This window comes from Streptacidiphilus sp. MAP12-33 (assembly GCF_041261265.1).
Classification (GTDB): domain Bacteria; phylum Actinomycetota; class Actinomycetes; order Streptomycetales; family Streptomycetaceae; genus Streptacidiphilus.
Map to the genome: position 1 here is coordinate 116,282 of NZ_JBGCCA010000005.1, position 24,245 is coordinate 140,526.

The 24,245-nt window shown below is 72.4% G+C and carries 21 protein-coding genes and 1 pseudogene; 10 read left to right on the forward strand and 12 right to left on the reverse strand.

Features of this window, described 5'->3' with window-relative positions:
* Nucleotides 1-1,194 carry an epoxide hydrolase family protein gene (locus tag ABH931_RS07570; RefSeq protein ID WP_370111162.1) on the forward strand — a complete coding sequence of 398 codons (1,194 nt, stop codon included), beginning with the start codon at nt 1-3 and terminating at the stop codon, nt 1,192-1,194.
* 14 nt (nt 1,195-1,208) lie between these two features.
* Here the strand turns inward: ABH931_RS07570 and ABH931_RS07575 are convergent, their stop codons facing one another.
* Nucleotides 1,209-1,370, reverse strand: coding sequence for a hypothetical protein (locus ABH931_RS07575; RefSeq protein ID WP_370111163.1), 162 nt, complete (start codon nt 1,368-1,370; stop codon nt 1,209-1,211).
* Between the two features lie 207 nt (nt 1,371-1,577).
* On the opposite strand from ABH931_RS07575, the gene ABH931_RS07580 reads away from it, so the two are divergent.
* On the forward strand, nt 1,578-3,413 hold the full coding sequence (locus ABH931_RS07580; protein ID WP_370111165.1) for an alkyl/aryl-sulfatase: 1,836 nt from the start codon (nt 1,578-1,580) through the stop codon (nt 3,411-3,413).
* Nucleotides 3,414-3,470: 57 nt separating this feature from the next.
* Here the strand turns inward: ABH931_RS07580 and ABH931_RS07585 are convergent, their stop codons facing one another.
* From ABH931_RS07585 to ABH931_RS07615, 7 genes are all read right to left on the reverse strand, one after another.
* Nucleotides 3,471-5,021, reverse strand: coding sequence for an alpha-L-arabinofuranosidase B (locus ABH931_RS07585; protein WP_370111167.1), 1,551 nt, complete (start codon nt 5,019-5,021; stop codon nt 3,471-3,473).
* A 157-nt stretch (nt 5,022-5,178) separates the two neighbouring features.
* Nucleotides 5,179-5,841 (reverse strand): class I SAM-dependent methyltransferase, encoded by a 663-nt coding sequence (locus ABH931_RS07590; protein ID WP_370111169.1) that lies wholly within the window; start codon nt 5,839-5,841, stop codon nt 5,179-5,181.
* Between the two features lie 41 nt (nt 5,842-5,882).
* On the reverse strand, nt 5,883-6,254 hold the full coding sequence (locus tag ABH931_RS07595) for a hypothetical protein (RefSeq protein WP_370111171.1): 372 nt from the start codon (nt 6,252-6,254) through the stop codon (nt 5,883-5,885).
* Between the two features lie 77 nt (nt 6,255-6,331).
* Nucleotides 6,332-7,738: a diaminopimelate decarboxylase gene (locus ABH931_RS07600; protein WP_370111173.1), complete on the reverse strand. Its 1,407-nt coding sequence runs from the start codon at nt 7,736-7,738 to the stop codon at nt 6,332-6,334.
* A gap of 229 nt (nt 7,739-7,967) precedes the next feature.
* Nucleotides 7,968-9,206, reverse strand: a complete 1,239-nt coding sequence (locus ABH931_RS07605; protein ID WP_370111175.1) for an arylsulfotransferase family protein — start codon at nt 9,204-9,206, stop codon at nt 7,968-7,970.
* A 346-nt stretch (nt 9,207-9,552) separates the two neighbouring features.
* Complete coding sequence (locus ABH931_RS07610) at nt 9,553-10,905, reverse strand: alpha/beta hydrolase family protein (RefSeq protein WP_370111177.1); 1,353 nt, start codon at nt 10,903-10,905, stop codon at nt 9,553-9,555.
* 231 nt (nt 10,906-11,136) lie between these two features.
* Entirely contained in the window at nt 11,137-12,198 is a 1,062-nt protein-coding gene (locus tag ABH931_RS07615; protein ID WP_370111178.1) for an oxygenase MpaB family protein, read from the reverse strand.
* 76 nt (nt 12,199-12,274) lie between these two features.
* Here ABH931_RS07615 and ABH931_RS07620 point away from each other — a divergent pair, with 76 nt between their 5' ends.
* The 3 genes from ABH931_RS07620 to infA all read left to right on the forward strand — a co-directional run bounded on the left by ABH931_RS07620 (nt 12,275) and on the right by infA (nt 14,227).
* Nucleotides 12,275-12,928: a TetR/AcrR family transcriptional regulator gene (locus tag ABH931_RS07620; RefSeq protein WP_370111180.1), complete on the forward strand. Its 654-nt coding sequence runs from the start codon at nt 12,275-12,277 to the stop codon at nt 12,926-12,928.
* Nucleotides 12,929-13,119: 191 nt separating this feature from the next.
* On the forward strand, nt 13,120-13,947 hold the full coding sequence (locus tag ABH931_RS07625) for a GNAT family N-acetyltransferase (protein WP_370111181.1): 828 nt from the start codon (nt 13,120-13,122) through the stop codon (nt 13,945-13,947).
* Nucleotides 13,948-13,987: 40 nt separating this feature from the next.
* On the forward strand, nt 13,988-14,227 hold the full coding sequence (gene infA, locus ABH931_RS07630; protein WP_370111182.1) for a translation initiation factor IF-1: 240 nt from the start codon (nt 13,988-13,990) through the stop codon (nt 14,225-14,227).
* An 87-nt stretch (nt 14,228-14,314) separates the two neighbouring features.
* Here the strand turns inward: infA and ABH931_RS07635 are convergent, their stop codons facing one another.
* Nucleotides 14,315-15,493, reverse strand: a complete 1,179-nt coding sequence (locus ABH931_RS07635) for a hypothetical protein (protein WP_370111184.1) — start codon at nt 15,491-15,493, stop codon at nt 14,315-14,317.
* Between the two features lie 357 nt (nt 15,494-15,850).
* Between ABH931_RS07635 and ABH931_RS07640 the strand changes: the two genes are divergently transcribed.
* Together ABH931_RS07640 and ABH931_RS07645 are read left to right on the forward strand one after the other, a co-directional pair.
* Entirely contained in the window at nt 15,851-16,759 is a 909-nt protein-coding gene (locus ABH931_RS07640) for a hypothetical protein (RefSeq protein WP_370111186.1), read from the forward strand.
* Between the two features lie 52 nt (nt 16,760-16,811).
* Complete coding sequence (locus ABH931_RS07645; RefSeq protein WP_370111187.1) at nt 16,812-17,270, forward strand: GNAT family N-acetyltransferase; 459 nt, start codon at nt 16,812-16,814, stop codon at nt 17,268-17,270.
* On the opposite strand, the gene ABH931_RS07650 is transcribed toward ABH931_RS07645, so the two are convergent.
* The gene (locus ABH931_RS07650; RefSeq protein WP_370111189.1) at nt 17,246-18,226 is read right to left on the reverse strand and encodes a LysR family transcriptional regulator; all 981 of its coding nucleotides are present in this window, start codon (nt 18,224-18,226) and stop codon (nt 17,246-17,248) included. The two genes, ABH931_RS07645 and ABH931_RS07650, sit on opposite strands and share 25 nt — an antisense overlap.
* A 111-nt stretch (nt 18,227-18,337) precedes the next feature.
* Here ABH931_RS07650 and ABH931_RS07655 point away from each other — a divergent pair, with 111 nt between their 5' ends.
* Both ABH931_RS07655 and ABH931_RS07660 read left to right on the forward strand, forming a co-directional pair.
* Entirely contained in the window at nt 18,338-18,631 is a 294-nt protein-coding gene (locus tag ABH931_RS07655; protein WP_370111191.1) for a DUF1330 domain-containing protein, read from the forward strand.
* Between the two features lie 180 nt (nt 18,632-18,811).
* Nucleotides 18,812-20,503, forward strand: coding sequence for a discoidin domain-containing protein (locus tag ABH931_RS07660; protein WP_370111193.1), 1,692 nt, complete (start codon nt 18,812-18,814; stop codon nt 20,501-20,503).
* A gap of 46 nt (nt 20,504-20,549) precedes the next feature.
* On the opposite strand, the pseudogene ABH931_RS07665 reads toward ABH931_RS07660, so the two are convergent.
* Nucleotides 20,550-20,794, reverse strand: a pseudogene (locus ABH931_RS07665) (pirin-like C-terminal cupin domain-containing protein); the annotation flags it as partial.
* Nucleotides 20,795-21,020: 226 nt separating this feature from the next.
* On the opposite strand from ABH931_RS07665, the gene ABH931_RS07670 reads away from it, so the two are divergent.
* Nucleotides 21,021-22,457, forward strand: a complete 1,437-nt coding sequence (locus tag ABH931_RS07670; RefSeq protein ID WP_370111195.1) for an NAD(P)/FAD-dependent oxidoreductase — start codon at nt 21,021-21,023, stop codon at nt 22,455-22,457.
* Nucleotides 22,458-22,686: 229 nt separating this feature from the next.
* Here the strand turns inward: ABH931_RS07670 and ABH931_RS07675 are convergent, their stop codons facing one another.
* Nucleotides 22,687-24,102, reverse strand: coding sequence for a ricin-type beta-trefoil lectin domain protein (locus tag ABH931_RS07675; protein ID WP_370111196.1), 1,416 nt, complete (start codon nt 24,100-24,102; stop codon nt 22,687-22,689).
* Nucleotides 24,103-24,245 lie beyond the last annotated feature (143 nt).

The window sequence follows — 24,245 nt, forward strand, 5'->3', positions numbered from 1 at the left end:
ATGACGACGCAGCCCGACGACAGCATCCGGCCGTTCCGCATCGCGATCCCGGACAGTGAGCTGGACGACCTCCACCGGCGGCTCGACCGCACCCGCTGGCCGGACGAACTGCCCGGGGTCGGCTGGGACTACGGCGTCCCCGGCGGGTACCTGCGCGAGCTCGTCCACCACTGGCGGCACACCTACGACTGGCGCGCGGCCGAGGCGCGGCTCAACGAGTGGCCGCAGTTCCTGACGACCGTCGACGGGACCACGGTCCACTTCGCTCACCTGCGCTCGCCGGAGCCGGACGCCACACCGCTGCTGATCACCCACGGCTGGCCGGGTTCCTTCGCGGAGTTCGAGCGGATCGCCGGTCCGCTCACCGATCCCGCCGCACACGGCGGGGACCGGGCGGACGCGTTCCACCTCGTGCTGCCGAGCATTCCCGGCTTCGGCTTCTCCGGCCCCACCCGTGAGACGGGCTGGGAGTACCGGCGCGTCGCGGCGGCGTTCGGGGAGCTGATGCGGCGTCTGGGCTACGCCCGCTACGGGGTACAGGGCGGCGACTGGGGGTCGGCGATCTCCCGTGAGCTCGGCCGGATCCGTCCGCGTGAGGTGATCGGCGCCCACCTGAACCTCGTCCCCGGCGCGGCCGCGACCGCCGAGCCGACCGAGGAGGAGCTCGCCGCGCTCAGCCCCGCCGAGCGCGCCCGTACCCGGGCCTCCTGGGAGCGGACCCAGGTCTGGAACCGCGAGAGGCAGGGCTACGCCGACATCCAGTCCACCCGCCCGCAGACCCTCGCCTACGCGCTCACCGACTCACCCGTCGGCCAACTGGCGTGGATCGCCGAGAAGTTCCGGGAGTGGTCCGACCACCGCGACCACCCCGAGGGCGCGATCGACCGCGACCGCCTGCTCACCGACGTCATGCTCTACTGGCTCACCGGCACCGCGGGCTCATCCGCCCGCATCTACTACGAGCGCGCGCACGCCGCCTACTGGGGCGAACCGCCGGAGCCCTCCACCACACCGACCGCCGTGGCCGTCTTCCCGGAGGAGAACTTCGTGCTGCTGCGGCACGTCGCCGAACGCTCGAACCACATCGTCCGCTGGACGGAGTTCGACCGGGGCGGTCACTTCGCCGCCATGGAGCAGCCGGAGCTGCTGGTCGCCGACATCCGGGCCTTCTTCCGCGGCCTGCGGTCGGCCTGAGCCCACCTGACGGGTCAGGACCCCACGCGGACCTCCTCGCGCGTGGTGAGCGCGGCCGCCTCGGCAAGCAGCGCCGCGGCGGCGCGCCTGCGGCGCAGGGTCAGCCGGCTCTCGACGGCGAGGCCGGCCAGCAGGAGGAAGAGCGGCGCGAGCAGCGCCATGAGGACGATCGCCACGGTGGGACTCCCATGCGTGTCAGTGCCCCCGCAACCCTGGACGTTACCCCTTCGAGACCTGTGTTCTCCGTACCCCACCAAACCTTCACCCTTCTGCCACACCGCAGGGGACGCCCGCGGGGTAACCCGTTCGGCCGACCCCGCGCGCCCCGCCGGGCGTCCTCGCCTTGACTGGCGGCACTGCCGTCAGAGCGCCAGGGAGAGCCGATGAGCCAGCAGCAGTCCTGTCCGCCCTTCGAGGACCGGACCGACTTCGAGAACGCCGACCGGGGCCTGATCGAGAGCCTGGTTCCGGGCGTGATCAAGGACGCTGCCGGCGAGGTCGTCTGGGACGTCGACGCCTACGGCTTCCTCGACGCCGACTGCCCGCCCACGGCGGACCCGAGCCTGTGGCGTCAGGCCCAGCTCTGCGCCAAGCAGGGCCTGTACCAGGTGACCGACCGCGTCTACCAGGTGCGCGGGCTGGACCTGTCGAACATGACCCTGATCGAGGGCGAGCGCGGCGTCGTCGTCATCGACCCGCTGATCTCGACCGAGACGGCTGCCGCCGCGCTCGCGCTCTACCGAAGGCACCTGGGGGACCGCCCCGTCACCGGCGTCATCTACACCCACTCCCACGGTGACCACTTCGGCGGTGTCCGCGGGGTCCTGCCGCACGGCACCGAGCAGGGCGTGCCGATCCTCGCCCCCGAGGGCTTCCTGGAGCACGCGGTCAGTGAGAACGTCTACGCGGGCAACGCGATGACGCGCCGTGCGGTCTTCATGTACGGCCCCACCCTCCCCGCGTCCCCGGAAGGCCAGGTCGGCACGGGCCTGGGACTCAGCACCTCGCTGGGGACGATCTCGCTCATCCCGCCGACGGTCGACATCACCCGCACCGGGCAGGAGGAGACGGTCGACGGCGTCCGCATCGTCTTCCAGCTCACCCCCGGCACCGAGGCCCCGGCCGAGATGAACTTCCTCTTCCCTGAGCTGCGGGCGCTGTGCCTGGCCGAGAACGCCACCCACAACATGCACAACGTGCTCACCCTGCGCGGGGCGCTCGTGCGCGACGCCCGGATCTGGGCGCGCTACCTCGACGAGGCGATGACCTACTTCGAGGGCCGGTACGACGTGGCCTTCGCCTCCCACCACTGGCCCACCTGGGGCGAGGAGAAGGTCGCGGAGTTCCTCACGATCCAGCGTGACCTCTACGCCTACATGCACGACCAGACGCTTCGCATGCTCAACCAGGGCCTGACCGGCTCGGAGATCGCCGAACAGATCCAGCTCCCGCCCGCCGTCGAGAAGTCCTGGGCCGCACGCGGCTACTACGGCTCGCTCAGTCACAACGTCAAGGCGATCTACCAGCGCTACCTCGGCTGGTTCGACGGGAACCCGGCGCACCTGTGGGAGCTGCCGCCGGTGGAGCTGGCCCGGCGGTACGTCGAGGTCGCGGGCGGCGCGGAGCAGGCGGTGGCCAAGGCCCGCGCGTTCGCCGCCGAGGGCGACCTGCGGTTCGCCGCCACGCTGCTCAACCACGTGGTCTTCGCCGACCCGCAGGACAAGGACGCCCGGTCCGCGTTGGCCGAGGTCTACACCCGGCTCGGGCACGGCGCCGAGAACGCCACCTGGCGCAACTTCTACCTCACCGGCGCCCAGGAGCTGCGGCAGGCGCCGGCCGACAACGCCGTCGACATGACCAACCCCGAGATGGCCATGGCCCTCACCGTCGGCATGCTCATCGACTCGCTGGCCGTGGCCGTCGACGGACCCCGGGCCTGGGACGACGCACTGACGATCGACCTGGCGCTGACCGACGAGCAGCAGCGCTACCGGCTGATCCTCAGCAACGGCGTACTGATCCAACGGCAGACGCCGCTCGCCGACGCCCCGAAGGAGGCGGCCGGCCTCACGCTGACACTGACCAAGCCGCAGCTCCTCGGTGTGCTGGCCGGCCAGGGCCTCGACGGGATCCAGGCCGAGGGCGACCCCGCCCTGCTGGCCCGTCTCTTCTCCTACCTCACCAAGCCCGACCGGGCGTTCCGCATCGTCGAACCGTGAGCGCCCCCGTGAGCCCCCGCCCGCCGCCGCGGGCGGGGGCTCACGGCTGCCCGACGCTCAGCCCCAGGGCTGGTCGACGAGCCAGCTGGTGTCGTCGGCCCAGGAGGTGGCGGAGTCCCACGCGTTGGAGCCGCCGTCACTGGCGACGTAGACGGTGTAGTCGTAGTGGCGCAGGTACTTGGTGGGGTAGTTGTCGGACTGGAAGGAGTAGCCCTGCCCGTTGTGACCGGTCGTCGGGCAGAACGTGGCGTCCTGGGCGTTGGTGGCCGTGTCGTCCAGGGGCTGGAGGTAGAGCTCGAAGTTGTAGTGCCGCAGGTACTGGCCGGAGGCGTTGGCGGACTCGAAGGACAGGCAGGAGCTGTTCGCCAGGCCCCGGTGCACGATCCAGCTCGCGTCCGCCTTGGTGGTGGCCGAACTGGAGGAGGTGACGGGGGAGATGACGACCTTGTCGTCGCCGCTGTCGTGGCTGACGTAGTCCGAGGTGCAGCAGGCGGTGGTCGCCTGGAGCGAGACGCGCGAGCCGGGCGTGAGCGAACCCGTGCCGGAGGAGGTGGTGTAGCCGACCGCGGTGATGTTCGCCTGGACGGCGTTCTCGGTGGCGTCGGACGGGTACCCGGAGGTCATCACGCCCTCGTAGAAGGTGCCCGAGGAGCCCTTGCTGTTGTCGCCGCCGATGCCGAGGATGATCGCTCCCTCCTTGTGCATCGGGTTGTAGCCGGAGACGTTCGGGCGGGCGCCGCTGTAGTAGGTCGACAGGCCGCCGGACTGCGCGTTGCCCGCGCGGATCGCCCACTGGCCGGGCTCGCCCTTGACGAGGGCGGTGAGGAAGCGGTCGCTGACGCTGGGATCACCCGCGTTGTAGCCCGCGTTGACGCCGGAGAACAGGCCGTTCTCCTGGTCGGCCATCACCCAGGGGCCGTTGCCGGTGCCGTAGCCCCACACCTTGATGTTGCCGAAGTAGACGGCCTCCATGTGGCCGTTGCCCGTGTCGGTGTTGCTGGTCTCGGCGTTGCCGTAGTCGAAGCAGCAGCCGGCGTCGTAGTGCCCGCCGTCCAGGACGGCGTACATGCCCTCGGGCGCGTCGCCGGTGGCGATGCCGGAGGTGTTGTCGTCGCGGTAGCCGGTGCCGGGGGCGACGTACACGCCGTAGGCCTCGTGCCCGCCCGCGACCACGGGCGCGGCGTAGGCGTTGGCGAGGCTGTCCGGCCCGCCGGCCGCGCCGCCCGCCGGGGCCTGGGTGAGGTTGTTGCCGCGTCCCGACTGGTCGTAGATCACGGTGATGACGCAGCTGGTGTTCGCGCAGAACGAGTCCTGCGCGGCGGCGTTGGCGTAGCCGCCGGTGCTGAGCACGCCGATGTCGGTGGTGGCGCTGTCGGAGGCGCGGCGGACCTGGTACAGCGGCCCGTCGTAGGCGCCGTACAGCGCGCGGGTGGTGCTGTGGGCGGCGACGCAGGGTGTGCCGCCGGAGGCGTAGATGTCGCAGGGGCCCTGGACGGCGGCCTGCGAGGTGGCGGTGGTGCCGGGCAGGACGCCTGCGGCGAGTGCGACCGCGGCCGCACCCGTCAGCAGTGCCTGCCGGGCGCGGCGCAGCCACGTGGGGGTGTTCATGCACGGACTCCCTTGCTCTTGTCTCGTCCTGAACGAGGGCAAATGGTGATGCACGGGATTTGTTAGCGCTAACAATTTTGAGCGCAGACATCGCCCTCGAGGGTGGGAGGGGGCGGCGGTGCGATCGCCCTCACTATGGCCACCTGGCCGGGGCGCGTCAAGGATTCTGACGCGCCGTCCCGCGCCGCAGCTCGTCGTAGCCGCGGAAGGTGAACAGGCTGACGCCCTTCTCCAGTCGGCGTGGGGTGCCGGTGAACCGGTGCACGCCGACGCCGAAGCCGGCGTCGGCGGGGGACACCCAGTGCCGTTCGAAACCGCGCTGCTCGAACCAGGCGCAGATCTGCGGGACCAGGTCGGGCGCCTCGCGGTGCCGGGTCCAGATCACCGTGCCGCCGCTACGGCACAGCTGCTCGCAGGCCGCGACGGTGCGCTCGATGTCCGCGTCGTCGATGTTGCCGAAGATGCCGCAGGCGAGTACGAGATGGGCGGGAGCCAGCTCGGCGTAGTGGTCGGTCAGAGCGGCGTCGCCGGTCACCACCTCGACCCGGTCCAGTCCGTGGTGGGCGGCCGTCGCCCGGGCCGCCGCCGCGTTGCGCGGGTCCAGCTCCACGAGTCGGGCCCGCACGTCGCCGCGACGGGGGTGCCCGTCCAGGACGTCCAGGAGATCGCGCCCCTCGCCCGCGCAGAGGCTGACCACCCGCAGCTCCCCGGCGGGAGCGGTGGACAGCGCGGTGCGGACCTGCTCCTGGACCGCCCGCAGGCGTCGGGACAGCGCGGAGTCGAAGACGTCGTACTGCGCGTGCCAGGCACTCCAGTCCATGCGGCGAACCCTACGCCACGCAGCGGGAGTTGCGTCGGCGTTCAGCCGCGCGCGATCCGCAGGGAGCGCGTGATCAGCGGGACCTGGAGCGGGACCCGGCTCCAGGCCGCGGCGCGCAGAGCCGGGGCCTTGTCGTGCCAGTCGAGGGCCATCTGGATGTTGGCGGGGAGGACCGCCGCGAACAGGCCGGCGGCCAGCAGACCGCCGGTGCGGCGGGTGCGCGGGGCGGCCAGGGTCGCGGCGACCGCGAGTTCCGCCGCGCCGCTGAGGTAGGTCCAGGTGCGGGCCCGGCCCGGCAGGGCGTGGGGGACGATCGCGTCGAAGGGCCCGGGGGCGAGGAAGTGCGCGGCGCCCGCGACAGCGAGGAGCGCGGCCAGGGGCGCGGCGGAGGGAGCGGGTCGGGGGTCGGTCATCGGGTGCCTCGCGGACTCGAAGGGGGCGACCGTGGTTACCGGTCGGTAGCGAACCCTACCGCCCGTCCGGCGCCGCGTCAGCGTTCGGTCGCCTCAGTGCCGAGACCGAGCAGCGACCCCGCGTGGGCGCCGCCGCTCTCGGCCACGATCTCCAGGGCGGTCTGGCGGTCGCGCACCGTGGCGAAGCGCACCGCGCCGTCGCGCGTGCTGAAGCCGTGCACGGCGGGTCGGGCCACGCTGTTGTAGCCCCACGGCGCCGAGGCGTAGTAGCCGCCGGTGTCGTGCAGCACGACCAGATCGCCCGGCCGGATCGGCGGCAGCGGCCGCTCGTGCGCGACCACGTCGCCCGCGAAGCAGAGCGGCCCGGCGACGTCCTGGACGACCGGGGGCTCCTCGCGGCGGGTGCCGTCGGGGCGGTGCACGCTGATCCGCAGCGGCCAGGCCTGCGGCATGAAGACGGTGCGCGTCGCCAGGTGCGCGCCCGCGTGGGTGAGCGCGACGGACCGGCCGCCGACCTGTTTGGTGTACTCCGCGACGGCGACGGTGAAGCCGTTCTTGGCGACCAGCGAGCGCCCGAACTCCGTCACCAGCGCGTAGCGGCCGTCGAAGAGGCCGGGCACGGCCGCGCGCAGGTGTTCCGCGTAGGCGTGGTGCGTGGGGCGGATCTCGTCCGAGTCGAAGTTGACGGTCAGTCCGCCACCCAGGTCGAGGCTGGTGACCTGGCGCCGCCCGGCCCGCTCGTTGACGTCCTCCGCGAGCTCGTACACCGCCCGCACCCCCGCCGCGATCAGCTCCAGGGGACAGCCCTGCGAACCCACGTGCACGTGCAGGCGGGTCAGCCACGGGTACCGGGCGAAAGCGTCCGCGATCCGCTCGCGTGCGCTGGGATCGCCCAGCGGCTCACCGAACTTGGAGTGCCGCGACGCGGTGCTCATCGCGTCGATCGAGCCCGCCCCGACCTGCGGGTTGATCCGCAGGCCGAGGACGGAGACGGGCGGGGCGGTGGGGAGCAGCGCGGCGATCCGCTCCACCTCGCCCAGGTTGTCCGCGTTGACCGCGACGCCGAGGGCGAGCGCCTGTGCCAGCTCGGCCGTGGTCTTGGCGGGGGAGTCGAGCACGATCCGCTCGGCGGGGAAGCCCGCCGCCCGCGCGAGTGCCAGCTCGCCGGCGCTCGCCACCTCACAGCCCAGACCCGCCTCGGCCAGCAACCGCAGCACCGGCACCAGCGCGCACGCCTTGGCCGCGAAGGTGTGCAGCACCTCGCCCGCACGGCCACCACCCGCGCCGCCACCCGCGCCACCGCCACCCGCGCCGGCGGCGCGGAACCCCGCGCGCAGGTCCGCGACCGAGCGCAGCAGGCCGTCCACGTCCACGAAGCCCGCCGCCACCTGCTCGCCGCCCACCAGTCCCGCGGCGACGGCGGCCCGCACCACGCCGTCCAGCCGTTCCGCGTCGACCACCCGGTACCGTTCTTCGGCGCTCACGCCGCCAACCTACGCCTGCCCCGGCGTCAGGGCGATCACCGCGATGTCGTCGGCCCGGGCGGGGGTCCAGGCGGCGAGGCCCGGCCGGGAGCCCCGGCGGTCGGGTCGAGGGTGGACACCATCCAAGGGAAGACGGCGACCGCCGCCGGCGTGCTGTCCCACGCCGGACGTTCCCCCGGATGGTCCTCCGCCCACTCCGGGCAGGCGGTTCGGCGGGTACGACGTGCCGTCAGCTCCAGGAGAAGCGGTAGGCGCGGTAGGTGTTCACCCCCGCCGGGAACGCGGCGTCGAACAGCAGCTTCCCGCCACGCCCGAACTCGGAGAGGTACGGCAGCGACCCCCAGCCGACCAGCAGGTCGCCGCCCGGCAGCGGCTGCGCGTCGCCCTGCGAGCTGGCGCTCAGGCCCAGCGGCTGGTTGTCGGCACGCTCCAGGGTCGCGGTGCGGGTGCGCGGGTCGATCCTGACGGTGACGGTCCGGCTGTAGGGGAGCTCGGCGACGGCACCGCTACCGGTGTTGGCCTGACCGGCCGACTCGTTGTCGAAGAAGCTGTAGCGGCCGCCTCCGAGCGGCTCAGGGTCGTGCTGCCAGGCGAAGATGCGGTCGGCGGTGTTCAGCCTCTGTCCCGGAGCGGCGACCTCCTTGAAGGTGCTCGCCTTGCCGCCCAGCTGCCACAGGACGGCGCCGGAGCGACGCGAGACCTCGTACGCCGTCCAGGTGTTGCGGGCGTCGACGAGCAGGCGGCCGTTGCCGTCGAGCTTGACGGCGTTGATGTGGAACCAGTCCCACGGGGTGTCGGGGGAGGCGGGCAGCGGCTGCTCGCTCTGGGCGTAGGGGACGTGGTCGGCGCTGTTCCACTCGAACAGCACCTTTCCGGTGCGGATGTCGATCTCCTGGACGATCCCGTCGATCACCTTCTGGTGCGCCGAGCCGCCGAGGGCGCGCAGGTCGGCGGTGCGCTCGGTGTAGGCCAGGACGAGTGCGGTTCCCTGGGGGGTGATCAGGAACTCGTGACCGTCGGCGGAGTAGCCGTGCCCGGCGTGGACGGTGGCGATCCGGTGGCCGTGCGCGTCGTCGATCACGTCCACGCCGGTGGCGAGCCCGCCGAGGCCGGTGCCCTGCCACCAGGTCAGCACCGGGCGGCCCCGGTAGTACTGCTTGCGGAAGTCGGCGGCCTCCTGCCCGGCGGGCACGGCCTGGGACCAGACGACCTTGCGGCCGTCGGGGCTGAGGATCTCGACACCGCTCGCGTAGTGCGGGTCGGTCGAGTTGGGGGAGACGAACAGGTCGCCGTGGGCGGCGCCGGGGCGGTCCGTCAGCACGGTGAGGCCGGGCAACGGCAGCGGCTTGACGGCCGAAGCGGCCGAAGCGGCCGGGGCGGCGGTGGCGCCGGTGGGCAGCGCGCCGAGGAGGGCGGCCGCCGCGGCGACGGGCAGGGCGCTGCGCAGGGACAGGGAGAACGTGGGCATGACAAAGCTCCTGGGGTGCACGAACGCTCCCCCGGCACGACGAAGGCACCAAGGGAAGGCGCGGAAAAGGAGAATGACGCAACGTCAGAAAGGGCACACCAGACCGGCGCGGCCGTGACGGCGCGGAATCAGTGCGGGAAAGGGCGTCCTCAGCAGGGACGACAGGCGGCGGAACACACGCGCAGCAGGTCGATGTGACCGCGCTTCGTGAGAATGATCGTGTGCCGCTGCATGCGGGGAGAGTAGCCAGCCGCGCGCGGCGCCGTCAACGCACGTCCGCATCGTGATCGAAGACGACGCCACCCCCGCCCGGAGAGCCGGACGGGGGTGGCACGGTGACGTGGCGTCAGTTGACGAAGGAGATCTCCGGGTAGCTCTTGGAGGGGCCGTTCATCAGCGCGGTGTCGGTGGCGCCCGTGCGGTGCAGGGCCTTGTCGAAGTACGCGGCCAGGTAGGTGCGCATGATCTGGATGGCCCGGTCCGGGTCCAGGGTGCCGATGTCCTGCTGCACCTGGCTCTGGTTCAGGCCCATCTCCTGGCCCGCCTGGGAGAAGAGCACCTCGAAGTCGGCGAAGGACAGGTGCTGCGTACCGGCCAGCTTCAGCTCGGTGCGCCCGCCCTTCAGGTGCGGCCAGACCCGGGCCCAGCTGCCGTCCTCCTTGCGGTCGTGGTACGACGCGCCGAACAGCAGGAACGGGCGGTTCAGGTCGGTGGTGACCGCCGAGCCGTAGAGCTGGCCGTCCAGGTCGGCCCCGGCCGCGATGCGCGGGTCGAGCTGCATGGAGGTCAGCACCGCGGAACCGCCCAGCGACCAGCCGAACATGCCGACCCGGGTCATGTCGACGTTGCCCGCCAGCCCCGTGGGGAGCGCGGCGCCGTCGACGTCCGGGTCGGTGCCCTTGGCGATCAGGCCCAACTGGTCGACGACGAACTTGGCGTCGGCCGAGCGCACCGTCAGGGTGTACTTGGAGCTGGCGTCGGTCGCCGTCTCCAGGCGCGGGCCGGGGAACTGCACCTCGTTTGCGTCGTGGGTGTGGTCGATCAGGACCACCAGGTAGCCGCGGCTGGCCATGTCCTCGGCGAGGGCGGTGCCCTGCGAGCGGTCGGAGTGGAAGCCGGTCGAGTACAGCAGCACCGGCAGCTTGCCGGCCTTGGTGTTCACCGGGGCGCCGAGGTGACCGGCGGTGGTCGGCAGGTTCATCGAGCCGGGCCACACGTTCCAGGACTGCAGGAAGCTGTCGGCCGCCTCGGACTGGAGCCACGGCGCCAGCTGGGTGCCGGACGTCTGCGTGGCCGGGTACCAGAGCTGGACCATCAGCTCGCGGCGCGGGTAGGTCGGCACCCAGGGGTCGTAGCGGGTCTTGTCGACCAGGTGCAGGTTGACCGTGCCGACCTGGTAGGGGCCGGTCGGGGCCGGGATCTGCGGAGTGACACCCCAGTCGCGGCCGAAGCGCGGTGCCGCGTGGGACTGCAGGGTGCCGGCCGGGTTCTGCTCGAGGCGGTTGGCGGCGGCCTGCGCCTTGGCGGTGGCCGCGTCGTCGACGAGCCCGTCCGGGGCGGCCGGGCCGTGACCCTTGCCCGTGTGCGGGGCGGTGGCCCCGGCGGGGGCCACCGCGGCACCGAGGGCGACGGCGACGACACCGATGGTGCCGACCGTGCGGGCGAGCATACGGTTGCGGTGTATTCGTGACGTAGACATGGGAAGCCCCCTTGTGCGCGCGGGTCGCGGCGGCGGACCGCGACCTGGGTGCGCCCAAGGTACAGGTTCCGGCTGTGTGCGCGAACACCAGGGGCGCCGTCAAACCTCCACCGCACCAAGGGGGTACGCGAACCATGGCGTGCCCCCTCGATGCGGCCTCCGCGGCGCGCGACGACGCGGGTTTCGGCGTGGGTCCGGACGCACGCCTGGGCGGTGCCTTCGGCGTGGTGCCTACGCGAGCGGGCCGAGGATCGTCTCGGACTCGATCAGACCCTGCTCGCTCGGCGCGCGGCCGTCGCCCAGGACCCGCTCGGCCTGGCGGGCGCGCAGGTCGAGGTGCGCCTCGGCCGGCCGGGCGAAACCGTACCGGGCACGGGCCTCGGCCGGCGTCAGCACCTCCTCGCGCCGCGGCGGGACGCCGAGCTTCATCGGGGCGACCACCGGCACCGTGGAGGGCGAGAGCCGTCCCAGCAGCAGCAGTTCGAGCGCGGGATTGAGATGGACGAGCGCGAACGAGACCTTCATGACGGGCACGATCAGCGCGTCGAGCAGGCGGGACTGCCGGATCCCGGCCATCGCGCGCATCCAGCGCGGCATCGTGGCGATCGTGGCCACGCGTTGCGCCCTCGCGACGACGAGGCCGGCGGGCCGTGCCCACCACGGCGTGGGCGGCAGCACCAGCTCGGTGCGCAGCAGGTGCTTCATGGCCTGCTGGGCGATCGGGCTGGCGGACAACTGCGGACGCATCCGCTCGAAGTAGGCGCGGATGCCCGCGCGGTCGCGCGGGACGTCGTCGGGGGAGCAGGTCTGCAGTTCGGCGGCGAGCGCGCAGGCCTCCCAGTACTCGCGCTCCTCCTCGGCCGTCAGCTTGCCCGGTCCGTAGCGCTCGTAGGCGTAGAGGATGGAGTGCCAGCCGGTGAGCTGGATCCACAGTTGCGAGGCCGGGTCGTTGGCGTCGTAGGTGCCCTCGCTGTAGGGCAGCCGCCCGACCGCCTTGGAGTGCACCTTGACGAGCACGTCGGCGGCCTTGCACACCTCGTGCGAGCCGGCGAACGCGACCATCGCGAAGTAGCGCAGCGTTCGGTCGTAGCGCGTGCGCGGGCGCGTGTAGATGCCCTGGGTGCCGTGCACGGCGGCCACCAGTGGGGGGTCGAGCTCCTCGACCACCACCGCCCGCTGGAAGCCGACCGTCAGCGAGGTCGGGTAGCTCCAGACCTTCCAGACCACCGAACCGGGCCCGAAGAATCCGTAGTCCTCGTGCGGTTCGACCGCGTCGCGCTTCATCCACGCCATGAGTTGGCTCCCTGTCTCGCCCGTCATTAAGACACCACTGTCGTAAATTAAGGCACGACTGTCGTAAACTGCCAAGGTGTCTGCGACCACCTCGCCCGAAGCGACGCCCGCGCCGCGCAAGCGACGCCCCTACGCCCCGCGCGTCCCCCTCGCGGAGCGCCGCGAGCAACTGCTGGACGCGGCGCTGGCCGTGATCGTCAGTGAGGGCTACGGGCGGGTCTCCATCGAGGCGATCGCCAAACGCGCCGACGTGGCGCGCTCGGTGGTATACGGCGTCTTCGAGAACCTCGGCGACCTGCTCGGCGCCCTGCTCGACCGGGAACAGGGGCGCGCCTTCCACCGGCTGCTGGCGACCCTGCCCGAGACGACGGACCCGCGCGACCCGGCGTCCTTCGCCGCCCAGGCGGTGCGCCGCATGTCGGCGATGCTGCGCGCCGACCCGGACACCTGGCGGCTGATCCTGCTGACCCCCGGCGACATGCCCGCCGTGGTGCGCGACCGCGTCGAGGCGGACCGGGAGCGCTTCAGGCGCCAGGTCGCCGACTGGATCGCCGCCGTCCTCGACGACCGGGGCGACGTCGTGCTCGACGCGCGCATCCTCGCCCATGCCCTGGTGGCCTGCGCCGAGCACTTCGGCCGCATCGCGCTCACCGACCCGGGCCGGTTCGACCCCCGGCAGCTGGCCGCCCAGGTGGAGGTGCTGCTGCGGGCCGTGTGGCCGCCGCGGTGACGGCATACCGAAACCCGTTTGGACGCGGCGGATCCCCTTGGTACCGTAGGGACACCGTGATCGACCGCGAGGAGGTGGGACCCATGAAGGCAGTACGCACGTGGGTGCTCCCCATCTTCCTCACGGCGGGCGACTGAAGCAGGTGTCGCCAGGAGCGCCTCGATTCCAGGCACTCCTGAGAGGGCGACCCTATGAACTCTTCGCTTCCCCCGCATTCCTCCGGCTCCACGGCTTCCACGAACTCCTCGTCTCACGACGACACCCCGCAGATCTCCCGCATCGGCGAGAGCCGGTGGGAGGCGGTCGCGGGCGACCGCGTGGTCGGCAGCGGCGACACCTCGCGCCGGCCCGACGGACGTCTCTTCCTCAGCGTCGACGCATGGCAGACGGACGTCTTCGACCAACTGGCCGCAGCCATGCTGGCGGACGTCGGCGAACCCCTCCACACCGTCGTCGACGAGACGGACGCCGAGCTCCGAGCGTGCTGGCAGCGCGCCGGCTTCGCGGTCGGCCGCCGCGAGTGGGAGTTCGTCCTTCCCACCGATCCCCAGGTCACCGGCCTCGACCCGGCGCGGCTGCCGGCCGGGGTCACCCTCGTGCCCGCCGGCCAGGCCGAGGAAGGCCCGTTGCGCGCGCTGGACCGCGAGCTCCGCGACGAGATCGGCGCGACCGTCGGCTGGCAGGCGATGCCCGCCGAGGTGCTGCCGCTCCCGCCCGGTGTGACGGTGGCCGATCCGGCCAGGTACGCGGTCGCGGTCCGCGACGGCGCCTACGTCGGTCTGGTCCGCGTGGCGCTGGTCACCAGGCGGCCGCGGATCGGGCTACTGGCGGTCCGCGCCGAGCACCGGGGCCAGGGCATCGGCCGCGCCCTGCTCGCCCACGCGCTCGACACGCTCCACCGCGCCGGAACCGATTCGGCCTGGGCCGAGGTCCAGGAGCCCAACACGGCGGCCCTGGCCCTCGTCGAGCGCGCAGGCGCCCGGCGGGTCGGCGGCAACCTGGAACTGGTGCGCCGCTGATCCGCGTCCGCACCCCCCGCTTTTTCCCCTCCCAACATCCATGAATCGAGAGAACTTGGCACGCACGCCGAAGGGCCTGGAGATCGAGGGCACCGTCCTCGAATGCATGCGCAACGCCACCTTCCAGGTGGAACTCCAGAACGGGCACAAGGTGCTCGCCCACATCAGCGGGAAGATCCGCAAGAACTACATCAAGATCCTTCCCTTCGACCGGGTCCTCGTGGAGCTCAGCCCCTACGACCTGACCCGCGGGCGGATCCTCTACCGCTACCGGAACTGAGCAGGCATGACGGCCGGAGGCCGGGTGGGCGTCGCCCACCCGGCCTCCGGGCTTTTCAGCGTGTCAGCGGTTCAGCGGTTCAGCAGTTCAGTGCAGGATCGCGTGCGAGATCGCGCAGCTGTTGGTGTCGTTCGACCAGCTGGCCTGCTCGGCGTAGGTGCCGAAGCTGCCGAAGGAGACGTTCGCGGCGCCGCCCGCGGTGCCCGGGGCGAGCCAGGCGCACTCGTCGGAGTTCTCCTGGCCCTGGTAGGAGCTGCCGGTGTTGTTGGTCCAGCCGCCCGCCGGGTTCATGTCCGACATCATCTCGTGCCACTCGTGGCCCAGCGTCATGGTGTAGCCGTCGAGTGTCCCCGCCGTGCCGGAGTTGACGAAGTCGATGCCGCACTCGCTCTGGCCGAGGTACTTGAAGTCCATGTTGTACGGCTGGTTCGAGAAGGCGATGTCACCGTAGTTCGAGGTGACCGCGCCGCCCGTGAGCGTGGTGTCGCCGTTCCAGTCGTGCCAGGCGCAGAAGCCGGTGTTGAGGTTCTGGTAGTCGTCCGGGTTGGTGCCGTGGGGCGAGAGGATCACGTAGTAGGCGTTGCGGTTGGACGCCGCCGTGGTGTTGCCGAAGTGCGCCGCCGCGTTCACCGCCTCCACACCCAGCTGGTGCCCGGTGGCCTGGGACGGGGACTTCGCCGCATTGTCGTACCAGACACCGGCCAGCACGCCGCCGCTCTGGTACGGGATGAAGTTGGCGTTGCTCGGGCAGCTGGTGGCGCCCGCGGTGACGTTGGGGCCGTCGCACCACTGGGTCAGGTCCGCGGACCAGGTCTCGCTGTTGGTGCCGATGCCCTTGAACATCTGCTGGGCGGCGGAGGCCGCCTTGTCCGGGTCGCCGGTGAAGGCCGCGTTGCCGTTCGCGTCGGTGCTCTTGGTGCCCCACTGGGTGCCGTAGAAGACCAGGTAGACCTTGGCGTGACCGCTGTTGACACCGATCCCGTCGATGCCGCCGCCGTACGAGAGCGTCTCGGAGCCGGTGGCGGCCGTCCCGGCGTGGGTCTTCGCCCAGCCCTTCATCTTGGTGTTGCCGTCGAGGGTGGGGATCGCGCCGTGGCGGTAGGCGTGCTGGGTGGCCGGGGCGTAGGGGTTCGCCTGCGTCGCCGGGTGGGCGGTGCTCGCCGCGACGGCCTGCGTCTGGGCGGCGGCGACGGCGCCGGTGACCAGGGCGAGGGAAGCGAGTGCGGTCAGCAGCTTGTGGCTCGATCCGCGCTGGGGGTGACCCATGGGGTGACGGTCCTCTCGTGGTGCCGACCGGAGCCTTCCGGCGCCGCTGTGGGGGACGGCGCCGGAAGGCGGACCGGCGGTGGGGGTGTGTGCGTGCCGCCGGTCGGGCCCGGTGATCACCGGCGGCGGGGGAAAGACTGCTGGGCTCGGCATGTTCCCGGCAAGATCTCGGGCCCCGTTGAGTTTTGAGGGAATTCACCGTGCGGTCACGTGGGCGGGCCCGCCGGATTCACAGGTTCCGCCTGCCCTCGGAGGGGGTAGCGTGCGGTGGTGATCCGGGCGGCGGCGGTTCGGCGACCGGGTCGGCCGGTCCCCGTGGGACCACAGACGTAGGACGACGGACGAAGGAGCAGCCCCGTGCCGGTGCGAGCCGCTGACGCCCCCGCGCCCTTCCCGGCGACCCTCCGCGCCGCGATCTGCGGCAGCGGTCTCACCCTCGACCGGATCGTCGACCGCCTGCGGGCGCGCGGCGTCACCCTCTCCGTCTCGACGTTGAGCCTGTGGCAGACCGGACGCTGCCGCCCCGAGCGGACCGCCTCGCTGCACGCCCTCGCCGTCCTGGAGGAGGTGCTGGCGGTGCCGGCGGGCGGCCTCTCGGCCCTGCTCGGCCCGCCGCGCCCGCGCGGCCGGCATCTGGCGGACCGGGTGGCGACGGCGCCGGGACTGGCGGAGACCTGGACCGCGGCGGCCGACCCCTCGCCCTGGGACGACGTGGACGCCCGCTGGGACGCGACGCTCACCCGGCTCAGCTCGCACTCCCGGCTCACGGTCGACGGGGGGCGTCGCGAACGCTCGCTGTGGAGCCGGCGGCTGGTCCGCGCCGAGGCGGAGGGCGCCGACCGCTGGATCGTCGTGGACCGTACCCGGTCCTCCGTGTCGGCGCCCACCCTGGAGGCCGGCCCCGGCTGCCGCGTGGGTCGCGTCGTCCACCTGGCCCAGGAGGGCCTGCTGGTAGCGGAGTTGCACTTCGGCCACCGCCTCGCGCGCGGCGAGACGGCGCTGGTCGAGTACACCCTGCACTTCACGCCGGGCCTGCGACCGGCCACCCGCTTCGGCGCCCGGCTCCACCGGGCGACCCGCGAGCGGCTGATGGAGGTGCGCTTCGACCCCGCAGCCCGGCCGCGCCGTTGCTGTGCCTACCGCAGCTCCTCCCTGGACGCCGCCCCGCGCGAGCGCCCGCTCGCCCTGGACCGCACCGGCTCCGTCCACGCCGTCGCCCTCGGCGCGGGCCCGGGACGCTTCGGTATCCGCTGGGAGTGGGACTAGGGTGCTGCTCAGCCGGCCCCGCACCCCGCTCGACCCCCGTTGAGGTAGCCCGATGCCCGTCCAGCTCGTCCCCGTCGAAGCAGTGCTGGACCTCCGCCGGCAGGTCCTGCGGCCCGGCCGGCCCCGCGAGACGGCACTCACCGACGTCGACCTGCTTCCGGACACCTTCCACGTCGCGGTCTACACCGACAGCGGCGAGCTCGGCGCCTGCGCCACCTTCAGCAGCGAACCGCTGCCCGGCGATCTCCCGGCGAGCGGGTTTCCGGACGGCCAGGTCCGCCGGCTGCGCAAGATGGCCAGCGCCCCGCACCTTCGCGGCCAGGGCTTCGGCGGCGAGGCCCTGCGGGCGGGCATGCGGGAGAGCGCGGTGCGCGGCGCCCGCCTGGTGTGGTGCAGTGGCCGCCTCGCCGCCGCGGGGTTCTACCGGCACCACGGCTTCACCGCGATCGGCGACCGGTTCACCGTCCCGGGCATCGGCGAGCACTTCTACTTCGTGCGAGAACTCGCCTGACGTGCCGACCCGGACGGACGGTGTGCCGCCTCCGACCGCAGCGGCGGGACTTGCCGGGTCGGCAGCCAGTGCAGCTCGCGCGCCAGGGTTGTGGCGACGGCACGGACACGGCGGTGCAGCGGCGACGGCTCGCGCGGGAGGACCAGGTGGATCGTCAGGCTGGGCGCGCCCCGCAGCGGTCGCCAGGTGAGACCGGCCGGTTGGGCCGTGGCCGCGGCTTCTCCGGCCGGGGCGAGGGTGACCCCGTCGCGCAGGTCGCGCTGGGACATGTCGAAGCAGACGGCGGGCGTGTGGAATCGGGGGCGGGGTCGGATGTCCAGGAAGATCGCGGACAGCTGGTCGTGGATCACGGGGTTGGCCGCGCGATCCGGGAGCCGCAGCGGATACGCGGCCGCGTCGGCGATCTCGATCTCCTGGTGTTCGGCCAGCGGATGGTGCTGCGCCAGCTGGACCCCGACGCGCTGACGCCGCAGCAGGAACCGGTGCACGTCGCGGCCCGGTTGTTCACCCCGGGTGATCCCGGCGTCGATGCGGCCGTCGGCGACCGCGGGGGAGATCTCCGGCGTCGCCATCGGGACCGCGCCGACCTCGAGTCCGTGGTGGTCGCGCATCAGCCGGTCCACCAGAGCCGGTGCCGTCTCGGCCCCGGTGCTGAGGCTGTATCCGATGCGCAGCGTGCCCAGTTCACCGGCCGCCGCGCTCCGGGCGGTGTCCCAGGCCCGGTCCAGCGCCGCCAGTGCGGACGGCGCGGACTCCGCCAAAGCCGCACCGGCCGTGGTCAGTACGACGCTGCGCGTGGTGCGGACCAGCAGGGCCGTACCGAGTTCCGCCTCCAACCGGCGCATCCGGGCACTGAGTGCGGGCTGTGCGACGCCGATCCGTGCGGCCGCGCGGGTGAAGTTCAACTCCTGTGCCAGCACCAGGAAGTACCGCAGGCTCACGGTGTCCGGGGCCACGTGCCCTCCCTGCCGATTGACAACGATCCCTTCTGAGCCTATCCCGGGCCGGTCTTTCCCTCGGCCGCCTCTCAACCCCTAGCCTGCGGATGCCGAACACAGGAGGTTTCCATGGCCAAGGGCTACTGGGTCAGCGTCTACCCCGCCACTACCGATCTTGGGGAGCTGACCGCTTACGAGAAGCTGGCGGGTCCGGCTGTGCGGGCCGGGGGCGGGCGCGTCCTGTCCCGTGGCGGCCGGGTCGTCGCCCACGAGGCCGGAATCACGCAACGCGTCGTTCTGATCGAGTTCGACAGCTTCGAAGAGGCCGCCGCGGCCTACGAGAGCGAGGCCTACCGGAAGGCGCTGGTGGCCCTCCCCGACGGCTTCGAGCGCGACTTCCGCGTCATCGAAGGCGTCGACTGACCAACAGTCCGCTGTCGGCCCCTTCCAAGACGGGGCAGAATTTTCGTTCTTCACGACAGTTCTTGCGCAATTTGCTCCGAGTCTTGCCTTGATGTCGTGCGGTCAATACGCTCCCGCCCAGAGCGCGGCCGAGGCCCACCCCTGTCCGACTCGGCCGCCGCCCCGTCCCCGGGATGGTCCATGACAGTCTCCCGTCGCACCTTCCTGTCCACGCTCTCCGCCGGCGCCGCAGGCGTCGCCCTGGGCGGGCTCGCCCTCCCCGACACCGCGCGGGCCGCGAGCCCGGCGGGCGACGTCGTCGGCAAGGTCACCGTCGGCTACCAGGGCTGGTTCGCCTGTCCCGGCGACGGCGCGCCGATCGACGCCTGGTGGCACTGGAGCCAGAACTGGTCGCAGGCGCCCTCGCCGAGCAACAACGTCATCAAGGCCTGGCCGGACTCGCGCGACTTCGGCCGCACCTACCAGACCGGCTACGCCGGCCTCGGCAACGGCTCCCCGGCCACCCTCTTCTCCTCCTACGACCAGCAGACCATCGACACCCATTTCACGTGGATGCAGCAGAACGGCTGCGACACCGCCGCGCTCCAGCGCTTCGACCCGAACGGCAGCGAGGGACCCACGCGCAACGCGATCACCACGCGGGTCCGCTCCTCCGCCGAGTCGCACGGCGTCAAGTTCTACGTGATGTACGACGTCAGCGGCTGGACGAACATGCAGTCCGAGATCAAGGCGGACTGGACCGACCTGATGTCCCAGCACACCGCGTCCTCCGCCTACGCCCGCCAGAACGGCAAGCCGGTCGTCGGGATCTGGGGCTTCGGCTTCAACGACGCCAACCACCCCTGGGATCCGGCCGCCTGCGCGGACGTCGTCAGCTGGTTCAAGTCCCAGGGCTGCTACGTGATGGGCGGCGTCCCGACCTGGTGGCGGCTCGGCACCAACGACTCGCGGGCCGGCTACCTCGGCGTCTACCACGCGTTCGACATGCTCTCGCCGTGGATGGTCGGCCGGATCGGCACCGTCGCCGACGTGGACAACTTCTACACCAACGCCACCGTGCCCGACCTCGCCGACTGCAACGCCAACGGCATCGACTACCAGCCGTGCGTCCTGCCGGGTGACCTCTCCGCCCGGCAGCGGGCCCACGGCGACTTCATGTGGCGGCAGTTCTACGACATGACGCGGGCCGGCGTGCAGTCCGTCTACATCTCCATGTTCGACGAGTTCGGCGAGGGCAACCAGATCGCCAAGACCGCCGAGAACCAGAGCCAGGTGCCGAACGGCTCCGGTCTGCTCGCGCTCGACGAGGACGGCACCGCCTGTTCCTCGGACTACTACCTGCGGCTGACGGCCGACGGCGGCAAGATGCTCAAGGGTCAGCTCGCCCTGACGGCCACCCGCCCGACCCAGCCGGTCGTCGGCTCCGGAGGAGGAGGCGGAGGTGGCGGCAACCCCGACCTGGCCCTGCACCAGCCCGTCTCCGACAGCGGCCACACCCAGGTCTACGTCGCGGCCAACGCCGTCGACGGCGACCCCAACACCTACTGGGAGAGCGTCGACAACGCCTTCCCGCAGTGGCTCCAGGTGGACCTCGGCCAGGCGGTGACGACCCGCAGGATCGTGCTGACCCTGCCGCCCTCCACCGCGTGGGGCGCGCGCACCCAGACCATCCAGGTCCTGGGCAGCACCGACGGCACCGACTTCAGCACCGTGGTCGCCTCGGCCGGCTACCTCTTCGACCCCAACACCGGCAACACGTCCACCATCGGCTACCCGTCCGGCGTGACCGCCCGCTATCTGCGCCTCCTCTTCACGGCCAACACCGGCTGGCCCGCCGGTCAGGCCTCGGGCTTCTCGGTCTACGCGACCTGAGCCCGCACGGGGTGCGCGGCCCGGGCGTCAGCGCTCGCGGCCGCGCGCCGCGCGCTGTGAGCGGGGCGGCGGGAAGGGCGGGAGCCGGGGTGACGGCGCCCTCGTAGCCGAGGACGGTGCCGGACCGGCCGCCCGTCGCCCAGTCCGCACGGCCCGGGCGGCCTCCTCGTGGGAGCGGCCGACGAAGTTCCACCACATGACGATCCTCTTCTCGAACGGCTCGCCGCCCAGCAGCAGGAGCTTCGAGGCGCCGTCGACGCCGCGCAGCGGCAGCTCCCGGCGGCCCGTGCCACCCAGGAGTCCAGAGGGTGAACTCGCCTGCGCCCAGCAGCTCCCGCACCGGGGTGCCCGTCACGTGCCCGAGTCCGCCGTACTCTCGAAGGGCGCTCGACGCGGTCTGATCCATCGTGGCCCCCAGGGGGTGCGTGGTGCCGCGCCGGGTTGTGCTTGCGCCCAGTATGGTTGAAGCATCAACTATATTCCGGGTGACGGTCAAGTGACGCGAGGAGAGCCGTAAGTGAGCAGCACGGTGGAGACCTACGACGTGGTGGTGCTGGGCGCCGGGCCCACGGGCGAGAACCTCGCGGACCGGGCCAGGGCCGGCGGGCTGAGCGTCGCGATCGTGGAGCACGAGCTGGTCGGCGGCGAGTGCAGCTATTGGGCCTGCATGCCCAGCAAGGCGCTGCTGCGCCCCGCCGCCGCGCTGAACGACGCCCGGCGCGTCGCGGGCGCCCGCGAGGCCGTGACCGGGACGCTGGAGGCGGACGCGGTGCTGAAGCGGCGGGACGAGTTCGCCTCGCACTGGCGCGACGACGGCCAGGTGGCCTGGCTGGACTCCGCGGGCATCACACTCGTGCGCGGCCACGGACGGCTCGACGGCGAGCGACGCGTGCTGGTCGACGGCCCGGACGGCTCCGAGCGCACGTTGGTGGCCCGGCACGCCGTCGCCGTATGCACCGGCACCCGGGCCGCGCTCCCGCCCCTGCCGGGCATCGAGCAGGCGGGCGTCTGGACCAGCCGCGAGGCGACCAGTGCCGAGGAGGTGCCCGGCCGCCTCGCCGTCGTCGGCGGCGGGGTCGTCGCCGTGGAGATGGCGTTCGCCTGGGCGGCGCTGGGCAGCCGGGTGACGCTGCTGGTGCGCGGCACCATGCTGCTGGCGCAGATGGAGCCGTTCGCGGGGGAACTGGTGGCGGAGGGGCTGCGGGAGGCGGGCGTCGAGGTGCGCTTCGGCGCCTCCGTCGCCGGGCTCAGCCGCGCGTCGGCCGAGGGAGAGGTCGTGCTCGACCTCGGCGAGGGCGGGACCCTGACGGCGGACCAGGTGCTCTTCGCCACCGGCCGCCGACCCGCCACCGACGACCTCGGGCTGGAGAGCGTCGGCCTGAAGCCCGGCGACTGGATCCGGGTCGACGACACCGGCCTGGCCGTGGACGTCCCCGGCGGGTGGCTCTACGCCGCCGGGGACGCCAACCACCGCGCCCTGCTGACCCATCAGGGCAAGTACCAGGGCCGTGTCTTCGGCGCCGTCATCGCCGCCCGCGCTGCCGACCGAGCGCTGGACCTGGCACCGTGGGGCGCCGACACCGCGACCGCCGACCGGCTGGCGGTCCCGCAGGTCGTCTTCTCCGACCCCGAGGCCGCCTCGGTCGGCCCGACCCTCGCCGAGGCCCAGCAGCGCGGACTGCGCGTGCGCGCCGTGGACTACGACCTCGGCAACGTCGCGGGCGCCTCCCTCCACACCGACGGCTACCGCGGCCGCGCCCGCGCCGTGGTCGACCTCGACCGCGAGGTGCTCGTCGGCGTCACCTTCGTCGGCCCGGGCGTGGCGGAACTCCTGCACTCGGCGACGATCGCCGTCGTCGGCGAGGTCCCGATCAGCCGCCTGTGGCACGCGGTCCCGGCCTACCCGACGATCAGCGAGGTCTGGCTGCGCCTCCTGGAGTCCTACCGGGGCTGACGCCCGCGTCCCGTCCCGCGGTCCACGAGCGTGCGCTCGTCGCGAGGACTCCGCGCCGACGTACCACCTGTGCCGCCGTGGCCGCCGCCTGCCTGGTGCCGGCGGCGGCCCGTCCGGCCCCGCTGCTGCTCGGGCTCGGGTTGGTCGTGTTGTTCTCGGTTCCCTGGTGTCTCGCCGTCGCCCACCCGCTACCGCGCGAGGGCGAGGGTGGGGAAGCTCTGGTCTGAGCTCAGCTCGGCAGGGTCCACTGCTGGTTGGCGCTCCCCGCACAGGTCCAGATCTGGGACTGGGTGCCGGGGGTGGTGGACCAGTTGGTGTCGTCCAGGCACTTGCCCGACTGCGGGTTCAGCAACGAGCCGTTCGACTGAGGCTGCCACACCTGCGCACCCGTGCCGTTGCAGTCGTACAGGTCGACCGCGGTCCCGTCCGCCGTCCCACCGCCGTTCACGTCCAGGCACTTGCCCAGCACCCGCAGCGTCCCGTCCGAGCCGACCGTCCACGACTGCGCGGCCGTCCCGTTGCACGTGTACACCTGCACCGGGTTGAAGTTCGCCGTCGACGCCGAACGGTCATCCAGACACAGACCCTGGTACCCCACCACCTGACCCGTGCGGCTGCCGCCACCGCCGCCGGACGAGCCGCCGGTGACGGCGTTGAAGGTGGAAGCGAACTGGTACTTGCTCTGCGAGGTGCCGCTGCACGTGTCGGAGTAGGTCCCGACGCTCGCGCAGGCGACGTCCCGGCCGAGCGCCCAGTAGGCCAGCTCCTGGATGCCGTTGGACTTGGCGAAGCTCTCCAGCGTGGAGGCGTCGCCGGTGGTGAAGACCTCGTTGGTGGAGTCGTTGACGCCGAGCATCGGCGTGTTGCCCTCCATGGCCCACAGCTGCGCCGAGCTCTTGCCGGGCCAGATCTGGCCGAGCTGGGTGTGCAGGGCCTGGGCCGCTCCGACCGCGGCCTGGCCCATCTCCTCGTTCGGGCCGTAGTCCATGGTCATGATGTTGACCAGGTTGACGTTCAGGCTGTGGCTCGCGGCGTTGTTCAGCAGGCTGAGCGAGTCGGAGAGCAGTCCCGTGGTGGCGACCGGCAGGGTGTAGTCGACGCTCAGAGTGCGTCCCTGGCCGGCGTAGTAGGACTGGAGGTTGGCCAGCGCCTGGTTGCGGCGGTCGTTGGCGGCGGTGTCGTCCAGCGTCGAGCCCTCGACGTCGAGGTCGATCCGGGTGAGGTTGAGCGTGTCGATGACCCGTTGGTACTGGGCCTGGAGGGCGGAGACCGAGGTGCAGGCCTCGGCCAGCTCGGTGCCGGAGGCGCCGCCGAAGGAGACGATCGCGTCGCCGCCCGAGGCGCGCAGGGTGTTGACGGCGCCGGTCCAGCCGGCGTCGTCGATCGCCGTGGAGCCGTTGAAGGTGGCGTTGCAGCCGCCGCCGTCGATGACGAAGGCCAGCGTGTAGTACTTCAGGCCGGTCGCCTGCTCGGCGGTGGCGATGGCGCCGGGGGAGTTCCAGGTCTCCACGTACGGTGCGGCGTACTGGGCCGGGAAGCCGGGCCCGGGGTTGGCGGCGGCGTGGGCCGCGGGGGCGGCGAGCAGCAGGGCCGAGGCGGCGGTCAGCAGGGCGGCGGACGGTGCGCAGGCATGCCGAAGACGCATGGGGACTCCGTGGGGGTGTGGCCGCGGAATGTGGGGGCGCGGCCGAGTGAGACCGGAGTCAACCGGAGGCCATGACAGGGCGTCAAGGGCCCTTACCAGGCGCGGCAGTGCCGCAGCCTTCCGGAGGGAGAGGTCCGGCATGT